Here is a 15,029-nt window from a genome sequence, read left to right as displayed (position 1 = left end):
CTCCTTTCATAAGAAAGTAGGGGGTTGCAGCTCAGATTTAAAGATAATTTATAGAACTTATGGTTATATTAAAAATTTCATATTCGATTTGGCTATATGTAATATCTAAATGTAATAAGTTATTTGACAATCAACGCAAGCTGATCGTTAATAAATGCCATAAATATCGAAAGGGAATTAATGCATTGGATTTTTTCCATTTTACTTTTTATACCCTGACGCTGTTGGTGATAACCGGGGGAATAGTCGGATTTCTCCTGGCTCTGACCGGGGGAGGCGGATCCATCGTCTGCGTGCCCTTGCTGCTGTATATGGTGAAAATCCCGGATACGCACTTGGTTATAGGCACCAGTGCCATGTCCGTTGCCATTAGCGCGCTGATCAATCTTTTTGTTCATGCCGCCAAAGGAAACGTCCGGTGGCAAACCGGCGTTACCGTTTCGCTGGTGGCGGTGGTGGGAACGCTGGCGGGCTCTCAGGTGGGAAAAATGACGGACGGGCACCATTTAACCCTGCCTTTCTCTCTGCTGATGCTGGTTGTCGCCGGATTGACGCTGAAAAGAAATCATCGGGCAGGCAACGGATTACCGTCCTCCCATCCGACATTTCATCCCGCCATCGTGTGGCCCAGCGTGCTGGCGCTGGGCGCGGTGGCCGGTTTTTTGGGCATCGGCGGCGGATTTTTGGTGGTGCCGGCGCTGCTCTGGTTCTTCCGCTTTTCGCTGGTTGAAGCGGTGGCGACCTCACTGGTCGTGGTTTCCGCCATGGGATTATCGACAAGCGCAAGCTATGCCATGTCCGGCAAGGTGTCGCTGGTCATTACCTACTGGCTCATCGTCGGCGGCGTTCTGGGGGGCGTCGTGGGGGTGGCGCTCACCGAGCGCCTGAAAAAACGCGAGGACATTATCCGTGTGCTCTATGCCGGCATGTTGTTGGCGCTGGCCCTTTATATGCTTTTTAAAAGCCTATAAAACAAAAGGAAAAAATATGCACATCCGTACTTACCATCATCAGCTCTCCTTTTCGGGGGCGCCCGCAGCGAATGATTTCGCCGTCCTGCATCAACAAGGCTATCGGTTTATCGTCAACAATCGGCCAGATGAAGAGCCGGGCGAGTACCTTAACCATCAACAAGAAAAAGCGTTGGCTGAGCAATGGGGAATGGGCTACGTCTATCTGCCTTACACATTCGACACGCTGACCTGGGAGACCGTTTATACCTTCCATTACCTGTTGCGGCGGGGTGAGAAGACCCTGGCGCATTGCAGGAGCGGAGCGCGTTCTGCCTGCCTTTCCCTGCTGTATGCGCTGCGCGAAGGCCAGATAGACGAAGCGCAATTTCGCAGCCAGTGCGCAGAGTATGGCGCCGATGCCGATAAGGCGCTGGGCTGGTATGGCCGGCATCAGGACGTTCAGCCTCACGCGCAAGTGCACGCGTTTTATGAGCCGGAAAGCGGCAGCCTGCAGTATGTCGTCGCCGATCCCGCAGCGCGTCGCTGCGCCATCATCGACCCGGTGCTGGATTTTGATCGCCGATCGGGCACGGTCTCGCATCAGCAGGCCCGCACCATTTTAAGCTTTATCCAGCAGCAAGGATGGGGAGTGGCCTGGGTGCTGGATACGCACCCGCATGCCGACCATTTTTCTGCCGCCACCTGGCTGGCGCAGAAAACCGGCGCCCTCACCGGCATAGGCGAAAAAATTACCGCTGTGCAGGGGCTGTGGCAAGACATCTATAATTTGAAGGAACTGCCTCCCGCCGAGACCCTGTGGGATGCGCTGTTTGCGGATGGGGACGTCTTTTTTATCGGCAACCTGCGTGCTGAAGTCTTGCTGTCTCCTGGCCACACCCTGGCGTCCGTCACTTATCACATCGCCGATGCGGCGTTTATTCACGATACGTTTTTCATGCCGGACAGCGGCACCGCAAGGGCCGATTTCCCCGGCGGAAATGCGGAAGCCCTGTGGGATTCGTTGCAGCGGATCTTGAGCCTGCCAGCGGATACCCGCCTGTTTACCGGCCATGATTATCGCCCGGCGGGGCGTGAGGCCCGCTGGGAAAGCACCGTGCGAGAGCAGCGCGAGAACAACCCCTGGGTGGCCAACATGGATAAAGCCCAATTTATCGCGCAAAGAAAGCAGCGAGACGCCACGTTGCCGCATCCGGAATTGATGCTGATGGCGCTGCAGGTCAATATTCGCGGCGGCGTTCTGCCAGATTGCGAAGATGATGGGCGGCACTACCTCAAAATCCCTGTTAATCGCTTCAAGGGGTAAATCAAGCCGTGGAGGCGCGATCGTTCAGATTGCCAACCTCAAGGCGATCGCGCCGTCTGTTAATGGTTTTTTATGAAATAAGCAGACTGATTCATATTTAATTATTTGTTTTTACACAAAACAGGTGGCACTTGCCCTCACCGAATACAGTCACTACATTAACAACTGTACTTCCCACTCTGCTAAGGAAAACACCATGAAAGCTGCCGTAGTGACGAAAAACCATACCGTAGACATTCAGGATAAAGTGCTGCGCCCGCTGAAGCACGGCGAAGCGGCGTTGAAAATGGAGTGTTGCGGGGTGTGCCACACCGATTTGCACGTGAAAAATGGCGATTTCGGTGAGGTGCCGGGCATTACGTTGGGGCATGAGGGCATCGGCGTGGTCTCCGCCGTCGGTGAGGGCGTCACCTCGTTAAAAGTGGGTGACCGCGCCAGCGTCGCCTGGTTTTACCAGGGGTGCGGCCATTGCGAATACTGCGTCAGCGGCAACGAGACCCTGTGCCGCTCGGTGAAAAACGCCGGCTATAGCGTTGACGGCGGCATGGCGGAAGAGTGCATCGTGGTGGCGGACTACGCGGTGAAAGTGCCGGATGGGCTCGATTCTTTCGCCGCCAGCAGCATCACCTGCGCCGGCGTCACCACCTACAAGGCGGTGAAGATTTCCGATATCAAACCGGGGCAGTGGATCGCCATCTACGGCCTGGGCGGGCTGGGTAACCTGGCGCTGCAGTATGCCAAGAACGTGTTTAACGCCAAAGTGATCGCCATCGATGTCAACGACGGTCAGCTGGAGTTCGCCAAACAGATCGGCGCCGATCTGACCATCAACTCCAAAACGCAAAACGCGGAGGAGATCATTCAGCAGCAAACCGGCGGCGCTCACGCGGCGGTGGTGACGGCGGTGGCGAAAGCCGCCTTCAACTCGGCGGTGAATGCGGTGCGCGCCGGCGGTAAAGTGGTGGCCGTGGGGCTGCCGCCTGAGAGCATGGATCTGAGCATTCCGCGCCTGGTGCTGGACGGCATTCAGGTGGTGGGTTCGCTGGTGGGCACGCGCGAAGATCTGAAGGAGGCGTTCCAGTTCGCCGCCGAAGGCAAGGTGACGCCGAAAGTGACCAAGCGGCCGCTGGGGGATATCAACGCCATCTTCGACGAGATGAAGGCGGGCACCATTCGCGGTCGCATGGTGATCGATCTCGGCATGGCGAAGTAGGCCACGCGAAAAAAGAAGGCCACCTGCGGGTGGCCTTCTTGTCATTACGCCGGATTCAGAACAGGCCCAGCGGCTTGGCGTCGTAGCTGACCAGCAGGTTTTTCACCTGTTGATAGTGCGACAGCGCCGCCTTGTGGGTTTCGCGCCCGATGCCGGAGTTCTTGTAGCCGCCGAACGCGGCGTGCGCCGGGTACAGGTGGTAGCAGTTGGTCCACACGCGGCCGGCCTTGATCGCGCGGCCCATGCGGTAAGCGCGGTTGATGTCGCGGGTCCACAGCCCGGCGCCCAGCCCAAACTCGGTGTCGTTGGCCAGCGCCAGGGCTTCGGCCTCATCCTTGAAGGTGGTGACGCCAATCACCGGCCCGAAGATCTCCTCGCGGAAGAAACGCATGCTGTTGTTGCCGGTAATCAGCGTCGGCTGCAGGTAGAAACCGTTTTGCACTTCGTCGCCGCGCTGAGCAGGCTCGCCGCCCGCAACGATTTTGCCTCCCTCGTTTTTAGCGATCTCGATATAGGACAGGATCTTGTCGTACTGCTGTTTTGACGCCTGGGCGCCGATCATGGTCTCGGTGTCGAAGGGATCGCCCTGGCGGATGGTAGCGATACGCGCCAGCACTTTCTCCATAAACTGCGGGTAGATGGATTCCTGGATCAGCGCGCGTGAAGGGCAGGTGCACACCTCTCCCTGGTTGAAGAAGCCCAGCACCAGCCCCTCAACCGCTTTGTCGATAAACTCCGGTTCCGCCTGCATGATGTCTTCAAAATAAATGTTCGGCGATTTGCCGCCCAGCTCGACGGTGCTGGGGATGATGTTCTCCGCCGCACAGGCGAGGATGTGGCGGCCGACCGGCGTGGAGCCGGTGAAGGCGATTTTTTCGATGCGCTTGCTGCGCGCCAGCGCTTCGCCGGCCTCGGCGCCGAAACCTTGTACCACGTTGAGCACGCCCGGCGGCAGCAGATCGCCGATCTCTTCCATCAGCACGCTGATGCCGAGCGGCGTTTGTTCCGCCGGTTTCAGCACCACACAGTTACCGCCCGCCAGCGCCGGCGCCAGTTTCCAGGCGGCCATCAGCAGCGGGAAGTTCCACGGAATGATCTGGCCGACCACGCCCAGCGGTTCATAGATATGGTAGGCCACGGTGTTCTGGTCGATCTCAGCCGCGGTGCCTTCCTGCGCGCGCAGGCAACCGGCAAAGTAACGGAAATGGTCGACCGCCAACGGCAGATCGGCATTCAGGGTTTCGCGGATCGGTTTGCCGTTGTCCCAGGTTTCGGTCAGCGCCAGCATCTCCAGCCGCGATTCGATGCGATCGGCGATCGCCAGCAACACGTTGGAACGCTCCTGCACGCTGGTTTTACCCCAGGCGTCCGCCGCCGCATGCGCCGCGTCAAGCGCCAGCTCGATGTCTTTGGCGTCGGAACGCGGGAATTCGGCGATCGGCTGGCCGGTCACCGGCGAGGTGTTGGTGAAGTAGTTGCCGGATACCGGTTCGACGAATTTGCCGCCAATGTAGTTGCCATAGCGTTTGCGGAACGAAACCAGCGAGCCAGGCAAACCGGGGTGGACATATTTCATGTTAAGCACCTCTCTGCAGATGAAAAGCGGCGCTATTGGGCTGCGCCTGTGAATGCGGCATGTCGCCGCAGCACAGAGAAGCACGGCGCGTGCCAGATTAGCGACAGAGGTAGCATCCGTAAAAAAAGAACGAGTTATTAAAACCTTAAGCATTGAGAGGGCTGAGAACTTCGGGCGGCGCCGCCGTCGCCGATGATTTTTTGTGTCCCGTGTCGCAACGCCTGGTACACATTTATGATACACATTTGCAACACTCGCGAACGGGGGAGAAACGCATGTTGTCTGACGACCGCTTGCCCGCAGAGGGCGCCAGCTTGCTGACCCAGCCGTTGGCGGAATCCTGGCAACGCAGCCAGGGTTATGGCTTGACGCGCACCGATCAACATATCCCGTTTATCAAAGCCGGATTGCTCGAAGAGCTGCGCAGCCGCAACGATTGGGTGCCGCAGCGGGTACAGCCGCTGATCGAGCAGCTGGGCGCGCAAATTACGCGCCAGCCCGCCATTGTGGTGATCGCCGACGCCGCCGGGCTGGTGCTGGAAACTCGCGGCAATACCGACTTTCTGCATAAGGCGTCGCGCTTTGCGCTGGCGCCGGGCAACCAGTGGGGAGAAGCGGAGCGGGGCACCAACGCCATCGGCACCGCGCTGGCGCTGGGCGCGTTCTGCGAAGTGCGCGGCGACCAGCATTTTCTCAACCAAAATGCCGGATTGAACTGCACCGCCGCACCGATCTATCGGCCGGATGGCCGCATTGCCGGCATACTGGATCTCTCCGCACCCGCGCAGCGCCCGTACCGCGATGCACAGCGCCTGATCATGCAGGCGGTGCGGCATATCGAACACCGCTGGGTCAGAAGCGCGATCGCCGACCGCCACTGGACGCTGCGTTTGCACGCCGATGCCCGCTGCCTGGGCAGCGCGCAAGAGCTGCTGCTGGTGTTTCACGACGAAGTGCTGATCGCCGCCAATCGACTGGCGATGATGGAGTTCCAGCTCTCATCGGCCTCATTCGGCTCCGTTGAGTTCACCCAGCTGTTTCCCGACCTGTTGCGACAGCCTTCCGGGGCACCGCGCCAGACGCTGGCCGGCAATCAACAGCACTATTATTCGTTGCTTGAGGCGCCGCAGCGCCGCGTCAGCGCTCTGCGTTCTGCGCCGCCGGCGGAACGGCACGACGAGCAGCATCAGAAAGCGCTGCGCATTCTCAACGCCGGCCTTTCGCTGTGCGTGACCGGCGAAACCGGCTGCGGTAAAGAGCATTTCAGCCGCCGCCTGTTTCAAGAGAGCCGCTGGCGCAACGGCAACTTCGTGGCGATCAACTGCGCGGCGCTGCCTGAGCCGCTGATCGAATCCGAACTGTTTGGCTATGCGCCGGGGGCGTTTACCGGCGCCAATCCGAAAGGGTACATCGGCAAGATCCGCGAGGCGGACGGCGGCGTGCTGTTTCTCGATGAAATCGGCGACATGCCGGCGGGCGTGCAAACGCGCCTGCTGCGGGTGTTACAGGAAAAAACGGTCACCCCGCTCGGCAGCCGCAGCGCTTATCCGGTCGAATTCGCGCTGGTCTGCGCCACGCACCACGATCTGCATCGGCAGGTGGAAACGGGGGCGTTTCGCGAGGATTTGCTGTACCGCATACAGGAATACAGCCTGCGCATTCCGCCGCTCAGAGAGCGGGCGCAGCTGGAGGCCTTCATTTTGCAGCTGTGGCGAGAGCTGGGCGGCGAGCGGCGCGACATTCGTCTGTTGCCGGAGGCGCTGGCGATGCTGGCGCGCTATCCGTGGCCCGGCAACGTGCGGCAACTGTTGAGCACGCTCAAGGTGCTGCTGGCGCTGGCGGACGATCATGCGGTACTTACCCTGGACGATCTTCCTCAGTCCATCGCGGTGCTGGCGCCACGGCAAGAGAACGCCGATACCGATCTGGGGGCGCTGCAGGCGGCGATCGACAGGGCGGGCGGCAATCTCAGCCGGGCGGCGAAGGCGCTCGGCGTTTCACGCAGCACGCTGTACCGCAAGCTGGGGAGGCAGAAAACGGCGGCGGAATAAGGCGGCGCGATTGAGCGGCGATAAGGCCCCGCTGCGCGGGGCCTGTTGCTCTCTCAATCCCCCAGCCCCGGCGGGTTAATCTCGGAATGGGCAATCTTCTCGTCGCTCTCCGCCCAGCGATCCAGCACCTGCAGATAGCTGCCGTTGGCGATGGCGCTGTTGAGCGAAGCCTGCACCGCGTCCACCAGGCCGTTGCCTTTCTTCAGCGTGACGGCGATGTTGGCGGTCTTCGGCCAGCCGCCGGGCACGATGCCCACCAGCCGGGTTTTGCCGGTCAGCCGCGCCTGATAAGCGCCGGAAACGTTGGGCCCGAAGGTGGCGTCGGCGCGGCCGGACTGAATAGCCAGCGTGGAGGCGGCCTTGTCGGTGACATACACCGGCTGCAGCGGCGCGAGCCCCTTGGCGCGGTTCTCTTTGTCCCAGGCCAGCAGCACCGCTTCCTGATTGGTGCCGGAGTCGACGATGATCTTTTTACCGGCGATATCCGGCGCGGTTTTGATCTGGGTGATTTTACTGTCGGATTTGACGTAGAAACCCAGCGTATCCTGCCGATAGGTGGCGAAATCGAATTTGGTTTTGCGTTCGTTGGTCACGGTGATGTTGTAAACCGCGGCGTCATATTTGCCGGAGGCCACCCCCAGCGGCCAGTCCTCCCACGAGGTGGGCACCAGCTTGAGTTTTAACCCCAAACCGTCGGCCACCAGGCGCGCAATGTCCGCCTCGCTGCCAATCACCGTTTTATTGTCGCGGGCGTACAGGCCGAACGGCGGGCCGCTGCCCAGCAGAGAAATGGCGACCGTCAGCGTGCCGGGTTCCACGAACCGGAAGCCGGCGGGGATTTTGGCCACGGCTTCGGCGCTCTTCACCGTGTGGATCGGCGTTTCGTTGGCGACGAGATCCACGCCTGGTGCGGCGGCGGCGGAAAAACTCAGCAGCGCCGCAATCACTATCATCTTTTTGCTATATATCATTATGTTAATTACCTTCATTATTATGGGTGTCACACGGTCGTTGCACTATCTCTAAAGGCGGCAGATCTGTGAACGAACAAAATCAACTAACCAATCTTGGAAAAATCATGAGGCGCCTCTGGCGGCGCTGAATCGATCGAGGATGCACCATGTCGTCGCGTTTCGCTACGTTGGGCCGCATACCGCGCGGCGTGTGGGTATTGGGTGGCGTGAGCCTGCTGATGGACGTTTCCTCGGAGATGATCCATAGCCTGTTGCCGCTGTTTATGGCGACGACGCTCGGTGCCAGCGTGATCGTCATCGGGTTGATCGAAGGGCTGGCGGAGGCGACGGCGTTGATCGTCAAGGTGTTCTCCGGCGTGCTCAGCGATTACCTCGGCAAACGCAAGGGGCTGGCGCTGCTGGGCTACGGGCTGGGCGCCATCAGCAAACCCTTTTTCGCCATCGCGTCGTCGTCCGGCATGGTGATGAGCGCGCGCCTGCTGGATCGCGTGGGCAAAGGCATCCGCGGGGCGCCGCGCGATGCCCTGGTGGCCGACGTGACGCCGCCGGAGATCCGCGGCGCGGCTTTCGGGCTGCGCCAGTCGCTGGATACCGTCGGCGCTTTTTTAGGGCCGCTGCTGGCCGTCGGCCTGATGCTGCTGTGGCACAATGATTTTCGCGCCATCTTCTGGGTGGCGGCGATCCCGGCGGCGCTGGCGATTGCGCTGCTGTTTTTCGGCCTGAAAGAGCCGGCCGCCGCGATAATCCACAAGCGCACCAACCCGATCACCCGCGTCAACCTGCGGCTGTTGGGGCGCAGCTATTGGTGGGTGGTGAGCATCGGCGCGATCTTTACGCTGGCGCGCTTCAGTGAAGCGTTCCTGGTGTTGAAGGCGCAGCAGGGCGGCACGCCGCTGGCGTTGATCCCGCTGGTGATGGTCGCCATGAATCTGGTCTACGCCTGTTTGGCCTATCCGTTCGGTAAATTGTCCGACCGCATGAGCCATGAAGGATTGCTGAAAGCCGGGCTGCTGGTGCTGATCGCCGCCGACCTGGTATTGGCGCTGAGCGATCATTGGGGCGGGGTGCTGTTTGGCGTGGCGCTGTGGGGCGTGCACATGGGCATGACGCAGGGACTGTTGGCGGCGATGGTGGCGCACACTGCGCCGGCGCACCTGCGCGGCACCGCGTTCGGCATGTTCAATCTGATCAGCGGCGTGGCATTGCTGCTGGCCAGTCTCGGGGCCGGAACCCTGTGGGAACTGTTCGGTTCCGCCTCCACCTTTTACGCCGGGGCGATCATCTGCGTGGTGACGCTGCTCGGCATGAAGCTGGCACCGTTCGGCGAACGGCGGCCGTGAAAGCGGCGGCGCTCAACGCCGCCGCGCGGTTTACGCCGGATGGGCGTCATTCTCGTTGCCGCCAATCGCCAGGTAATCCGTGTAGATTTGCGGCGCGCCGGAGAACGACGCCAGTGTTTTCCACTCGTCGTACATGCGTTCGGTGTCCTGATGCTCGGCCACGAACCTGAGCGCTTGCTCGGTTGAAACATCGAGCTCCGGATGGAACGCGTTGAGCGACGCCAGACTTTCAATGATCAGCATCACCGCGTATTGGTCCAGCCGGTTGCCGCTCTGGCCCTTCAGCAGGTGAAACTTCCAGCCCGGGTAGTCTTCCACGCGGTGGATGTTGTCGATAATGAACCGTTCAAACTGCTCGGGCGAGACCCCCGCTTTAAGCGCCAGGTTATGAATGCCGATGACACGCTGAATGCTTTCCTTCCCCGGTTCGCTGCGGTAATTGGGGCCGGGCGGCAATGAACTGCGGCTATTCTCGGCCACCAGACGGTAACAGGTGTAAAGGGTCGGCAGTTCGGCGAAGGTCGCGAAGGTTTTCCACTCCTCAATCAGCGCGGCGGCCTCCGGACGCTGCCGCCAAAAGGCGTGCGCCTCGTCGGTCAGCTCGCCGTTGCCGTCGATATAGCGCGCGTAGGTGGCGGCGTCTTTAGCCTGATAAACCATCAGGTACTGATTTTCACGCTCGCCGCGCAGGCCGCGCAGCAGCGTCCATCGCCAGCCGGGATAGGCCGGGATGGCGACGCCTTTACGGCGAACGAACGCTTCGAAACGATCCGAGGCGACGCCCCGTTTCAGGTTGATTCCCACGTAGTGCAGGGAGAAAACCGGCGTGGTTGATGCATGCATTAAACGATCCTCGCAAGTTAAGTTAGTGAGATGTGTTCGTCACGGCTTTGGCGCTGATGCTGACCAGCAACAGGCACAGCAGCGTGCAGCCGAACGCCAGGGCCAGGCTGGTGTAATTGGCGATAAAACCGATCAGCGCCGGGCCGGTTAATAAGCCGAGATAGCCGACCAGCGTCACGGCCGGAAACGCCTGGCCAGGCGGCACCTGTTTTTGATTGCCGACGGCGTTGAACAGAATGGGAACGATGTTGGCGATGCCCAGGCCGGCGAGCATCAACCCGCCAAAGGCGGCCGATGCCAGAGGGACGGTGACGGTCAACAGCACGCCTGCCGCAGCGCACAGGCTGCCGAGCAGCAGAGTGCGGAAGCGCCCGACGGCGCCGATCAGCCTGTCGCCATACAGCCGCCCGCAGGCCACGGCGACGGCGTACAGCGTGAACCCGATCCCCGCCTGCGATTTGGCCACGCCGCGCTCGGCATGCAGGAATAATGCCGACCAGTCGAGCATCGCCCCCTCGGTCAGGAACACGAAGAAACAGAGCAGGGCGATAAACAGGATCTTGCCGTGGGCCAGCGCCCACCGCGCGCCGCCCCGTCGCCGCTCGCCGATGCCGCCGTGCGCCAGTAAATCGCCGGCGACGATCAGCAGCAGGATCGCGATGAGGAGGGCGATCAGGCCGATGGCCTGGGCCGGGGCGAGGCCCGCCAGCAGCAACAGACTGACGCCGCCGGCGCCGGCAATGCCGCCAAGGCTGTAGAAGCCATGAAAACCGGACATTTTCGCCTGGCCGCTCTCCCGCTCGACGATTATCGCCTGTGAGTTCATCGCCACATCCATGATGCCGTTGACGGCGCCAAATACCCCCAATGCCGCCCCCATCAACAGCGGAGCATCGAGTAACGCCAACAGCGGCAAGTCGATGCACAGCAAGGCGCCTGCGCCCAGCAACACGGCACGGCACCCCAGTTTGGCGATCAGATAACCGGCGAAGGGCATGATCGCCATGGAGCCGGCGGCGAGGCAAAACAGCAGCAAACCGAGCGCGCCGTCATCGATGCCCAATCGCGCTTTCACGAAAGGGATCAACGGTGCCCAGGCAGCCATGCCCAACCCGGCGAGGAAGAAGATCGCTCGGGTGGCGATTTGCCGGCGATGATTCTCTGCGGCCTCGCCGGTTAGCCAAGGCAGCATCATGACGATCGGCTCTGTGCGACGGACAGATAATCGGTATAAATCTGCGGTGAACCGGAAAATGACGCCAGTTGCTTCCACTCTTCATACATTTGCTTGGTGTCGCGATGCGCTTTGGCGAAGGTTGCCGCTTCGGCGGTGGCGATATCGGGCTCCGGATAGAACACGTCCAGCGCCGCCAGGCTGACGATTTCCATCATCACCGCGTACTGGTCGAGCCGATTGCCGCGCTCTCCCTTCAGCAAGTGAAACTTCCAGCCCGGATAATCCTCAATGCGATGGTGATTTTCGGCGATAAAGCGTTCGAATTGCGCCGGGGTCACGCTTTCGCGCAGCGCCAGATTGTGGATGCCGATAATGCGCGCCTCAGGCGGTTCGCCCGGCCGTTCCCGGTAGCGCGGGCCGGGCGGCACGTCGCTTTTTCTGTTCTCAGCCAGCAGGCGATAATCGCTGAACAGCGTCGGTAGCAGGCTGTAGGTGCCCAGTTTTCGCCACTCGGCGAGGATTTCCTGCGCGGCGGCATGCCGCCGCCAGAATTCGTGCGCGTGCGCCGTTCTCTGCCCGGTGGCGGTGACGTAACGATCGCGCTGCTCGGCGCTGTCAATCTCGTACAGCATCAGGTATTGCCCGACGCGTTCGCCGCGCAGGCCGCGCAGCAACGTCCAGCGCCAGCCGGGATAACAGGGGATATGTACGCCTTGTTCGCGCACGAAGGTTTCAAACTGTTGTGGCGTGACGCCGGCTTCGGTATCGATGCCGATGTAATAGAAGCTGAATACCGGTTTGGGATCGGAGACTGTCGTCGTCATCTTTCACTCCTGATTGGCGAATGCGGCGGAAAATTGGGTATTGATAATGGCTTCGACCAGCGTGACGCCGATGGGCGTGAGCGTCACGCACGGGCCATCGACGGTGACCAGCGCTTTATCTACCAGGATTTTCAACGTGCGGCGGATGACCGGGTTGGCAAACAGGCTGTTGCCGTCAAAGCGCCGTTTAAACACCCGATCGTCCACCGGCAGCAAGGTGGAGAGCGCCATTTTGAAGGCGTTCACTTCACGCTGGATCGGGGAGAAACCGCGGCTTTCCTCGATGGGCAGGCGGTCTTGGTTGAGCGCTTCCTTGTACTTCTTGTAACCGGTGATGTTGATGGCTTCGGATCGCGTCGATTTGGAGCTGCCGCCCAAACCGATCGCCACTTCCGGATACTGCTTGTCGAGATCGGTGATGAGCGCTTTCCACTTTTCCGGCTGTTGATCATTGCGGTGAAAATACATGGTGGGGTGTTCGGTATAGCCGCCATTCAGGTAGTTCTCGACCAGCTCGCGCATTTGGTACTGTTTGCCCAGCCCAGGGAAGCGCAGGTTGTTGATGCTGAGCAGCCCCTTTTTCTGCCACAGGCTTTCGCGCTCGCCCGAGACGCCGGTGCGATTTTTAATAAACTCATCCATGTGCAGCTTGGTGCAGACGACGTGCGACAGATTCAGCTCGAGGGTTTTTTCCATGTCGTATTTCACGTCGTCCACGCTTTGGCCCAGCATGCCGTAAATGAGATCCACGCTGACCCAATCAATGCCGAGCGCGCGCGCGTGATGAATGGTCTCCACGCACTCTTCGGCCGAGTGCATGCGCCCGCAGGCGGTGATGATGTCGTCATTGAAGGATTGGGTGCCGAAACTGATTTTGCTGAAGCCGAGCTCTTTCAGCAGCGCCAGATAGGCTTTGTTCAGGGTGCCGGGCTCCCCTTCGAAGCGCAGGGTGGCGTTGGTGAAGTTAAAGTGGCTGAAGTAGAAGGCCATCATGCGGCGCAGTTCCGGCTCCGGCAGCAAGGACGGCGTGCCGCCAAAGACGTTGAATTCGCCGATCTCCACTTCGGCCAGGCTGGGCACGCGCGCCAGCCACATTTGCGCCTCCTTGATGTTGAAATCGACCAAATCGCGAAATACCGCCTGAGAGGCGGGCGCCTTGGGATTGAGGATCACCGTGGGGTACTGACAAAAATGGCAACGATAGCGGCAGGTCGGGATATAGGCCCAGAGGTGGATTTTGCCCGCCTGGCGAATGTCGGCCTCCATATCGGCAAAAAACGCGGCCAGCGGGTAGTCGACGAGATCGCCGGGGAACACGTGACAGCCGAACGGATCCTTATGGACGTACTCCAGAAAGGCCCGGTTTTCCGGTTGCGCCAGGAACGCGTTCACCCGCGGCGTGGGATAGTTTTCATCGATATCCAGCAATGAGTGCAAGGCTTCGTCGTTCATCAGAATACGCCTCCGTTGCCGAAATAGTTGTGGGCTTCGCCGGACTCGCGGTCTTCACAGAAGTAATAAACAAAGCGGGTGAAATCCTCGTCTTTGATCGTATCGAAGCAGGCCGGCAATGCGGGCGGGAAGCCGATATCGTCACCGACGGCGCGCCGCATGGCGGCAAACAGCGCATCGCGAAATTCGAGGTAGAGCCGATAGGCGGGGGTTTTGTAGGCATGGATCGGTTTGAAATCGATGATGCGCATCTCGTGTTTCAGCTCGTGAATGCGGCGGTAGAGGCTGTCGGCCAGCGAACCGGAGAAGAAATCGCGCACTTCGCTGTTTTCCAACAGCAGATACGGATTGAGCAGCACCGGCAGTAAGATATTCTTTGGCGTGTAGTCCTTGACCGAGTAGTCCCAGGCCAGTTTCGCCTCCGCCGGCGTGGCGTCCGCCAGCGCGGTTTTCTGCCGCTCAACGTCCGGCCGGACGTCCTTCATGATAATGATGCCGTCCTTACCGTAGGCGATGCCGTTGATCACCTCATCGAGAATGGTGTCCACCCGGCGGCTGTTGATCTCAACGTAAGCATGGCGAGCGTAAACCGGCTTGCCGCCGTAGGCGATGACCTTAATGCCGAAGTCCCAGTCGTCGGACAGGTGTTCGACAAAGCGGCCATGGTTGAGCTGGTAGAAGATTTCGATGCCGCCTACCGCGTCATACAGGCTGCGCTCCACCCCGAACCCTTTGCCGTCGGGGAAGCCGCCGAACAGGGAGAACGAAAATTCGCGCAGACGCAGCGTTTTTTGGATCTCGCGGAACAGGTTGGGGCGGTGCTCAAACTCTGCGGGAGGGTAGTAATAGTTGCAGGTGCCCAGGTCGCCTTGTTGCTCGATCATGGTATTCACCAGCTCGTAAAGCCAAAATGCATCCACGGTGCAATCGGCATCGGCGGAAACGATATAGTGCTTGCGTTTATTTCCCAGCCGGCTGTCGCGGGCTTTAGAACGCAGCGACGCATAGTCCATGCCGCGTTTTCTGGCCGAGGAGACACCCTGCACCGTTTCGGCGATAACATGAATGGCCATAGCCGGATGCCTTTCACTAAACGCGTTTATTTTAGCGACGGAATCATCGGTGGAGTTGTTATCAACGACAATCAGTTCGTAAGTGTCGTGGGTGATTAATTCATTCTTGGTGTGCTGATTGAACAGCGAAAGTAAAACCGCCTCAATACGGTCGCTTTCATTATAAACTGGCAGTACGACAGACACAAAAACAGTATCACGCATAGATCCTCCAAGGGCTAATGAAAGT

At 59.9% G+C, this 15,029-nt stretch carries 12 protein-coding genes; 5 read left to right on the top strand and 7 right to left on the bottom strand.

The window, feature by feature from the left end; translation table 11 throughout:
• Positions 1-59: 59 nt before the first annotated feature.
• From L085_RS16595 to adhP, 3 genes are all read left to right on the top strand, one after another.
• Positions 60-971, top strand: a complete 912-nt coding sequence (locus L085_RS16595) for a sulfite exporter TauE/SafE family protein (RefSeq protein WP_226988546.1) — start codon at positions 60-62, stop codon at positions 969-971.
• Positions 972-987: 16 nt separating this feature from the next.
• Complete coding sequence (blh, locus tag L085_RS16590) at positions 988-2,277, top strand: bifunctional sulfur transferase/dioxygenase Blh (RefSeq protein ID WP_044031252.1); 1,290 nt, start codon at positions 988-990, stop codon at positions 2,275-2,277.
• A gap of 196 nt (positions 2,278-2,473) precedes the next feature.
• Entirely contained in the window at positions 2,474-3,490 is a 1,017-nt protein-coding gene (gene adhP, locus L085_RS16585) for an alcohol dehydrogenase AdhP (protein WP_004928541.1), read from the top strand.
• A 55-nt stretch (positions 3,491-3,545) separates the two neighbouring features.
• On the opposite strand, the gene L085_RS16580 is transcribed toward adhP, so the two are convergent.
• Positions 3,546-5,066, bottom strand: a complete 1,521-nt coding sequence (locus L085_RS16580) for an aldehyde dehydrogenase family protein (protein ID WP_015377854.1) — start codon at positions 5,064-5,066, stop codon at positions 3,546-3,548.
• Positions 5,067-5,341: 275 nt separating this feature from the next.
• Here L085_RS16580 and L085_RS16575 point away from each other — a divergent pair, with 275 nt between their 5' ends.
• Complete coding sequence (locus L085_RS16575; RefSeq protein ID WP_044031251.1) at positions 5,342-7,117, top strand: sigma-54-dependent Fis family transcriptional regulator; 1,776 nt, start codon at positions 5,342-5,344, stop codon at positions 7,115-7,117.
• Positions 7,118-7,170: 53 nt separating this feature from the next.
• On the opposite strand, the gene L085_RS16570 is transcribed toward L085_RS16575, so the two are convergent.
• On the bottom strand, positions 7,171-8,088 hold the full coding sequence (locus L085_RS16570) for an ABC transporter substrate-binding protein (RefSeq protein ID WP_021504584.1): 918 nt from the start codon (positions 8,086-8,088) through the stop codon (positions 7,171-7,173).
• A 149-nt stretch (positions 8,089-8,237) separates the two neighbouring features.
• On the opposite strand from L085_RS16570, the gene L085_RS16565 reads away from it, so the two are divergent.
• Positions 8,238-9,431: an MFS transporter gene (locus L085_RS16565; RefSeq protein ID WP_044031250.1), complete on the top strand. Its 1,194-nt coding sequence runs from the start codon at positions 8,238-8,240 to the stop codon at positions 9,429-9,431.
• A gap of 30 nt (positions 9,432-9,461) precedes the next feature.
• Here L085_RS16565 and L085_RS16560 read toward each other — a convergent pair whose 3' ends face one another.
• Genes L085_RS16560 through L085_RS16540 form a run of 5 tightly spaced genes read right to left on the bottom strand, consistent with a single transcriptional unit; the run spans position 9,462 to position 15,004 of the window.
• Positions 9,462-10,274, bottom strand: a complete 813-nt coding sequence (locus L085_RS16560; RefSeq protein WP_044031249.1) for a hypothetical protein — start codon at positions 10,272-10,274, stop codon at positions 9,462-9,464.
• A 22-nt stretch (positions 10,275-10,296) separates the two neighbouring features.
• Positions 10,297-11,469 carry an MFS transporter gene (locus L085_RS16555; RefSeq protein ID WP_044031248.1) on the bottom strand — a complete coding sequence of 391 codons (1,173 nt, stop codon included), beginning with the start codon at positions 11,467-11,469 and terminating at the stop codon, positions 10,297-10,299.
• Positions 11,466-12,275: a hypothetical protein gene (locus L085_RS16550; protein ID WP_044031247.1), complete on the bottom strand. Its 810-nt coding sequence runs from the start codon at positions 12,273-12,275 to the stop codon at positions 11,466-11,468. Before L085_RS16550 ends, L085_RS16555 begins: the two co-directional genes overlap by 4 nt.
• A 3-nt stretch (positions 12,276-12,278) precedes the next feature.
• Positions 12,279-13,727 carry a radical SAM protein gene (locus L085_RS16545; protein WP_044031246.1) on the bottom strand — a complete coding sequence of 483 codons (1,449 nt, stop codon included), beginning with the start codon at positions 13,725-13,727 and terminating at the stop codon, positions 12,279-12,281.
• Entirely contained in the window at positions 13,727-15,004 is a 1,278-nt protein-coding gene (locus L085_RS16540; protein ID WP_031299974.1) for a glycosyltransferase family 2 protein, read from the bottom strand. The genes L085_RS16545 and L085_RS16540 overlap by 1 nt, the downstream gene beginning before the upstream one ends.
• Positions 15,005-15,029: the final 25 nt, after the last annotated feature.

This window comes from Serratia sp. FS14 (assembly GCF_000695995.1).
GTDB classification, from domain to species: Bacteria; Pseudomonadota; Gammaproteobacteria; order Enterobacterales; family Enterobacteriaceae; genus Serratia; species Serratia nematodiphila.
The sequence above is the reverse complement of the archived record's forward strand: the minus strand, read 5'-3'. Positions and strand labels throughout refer to the sequence as shown.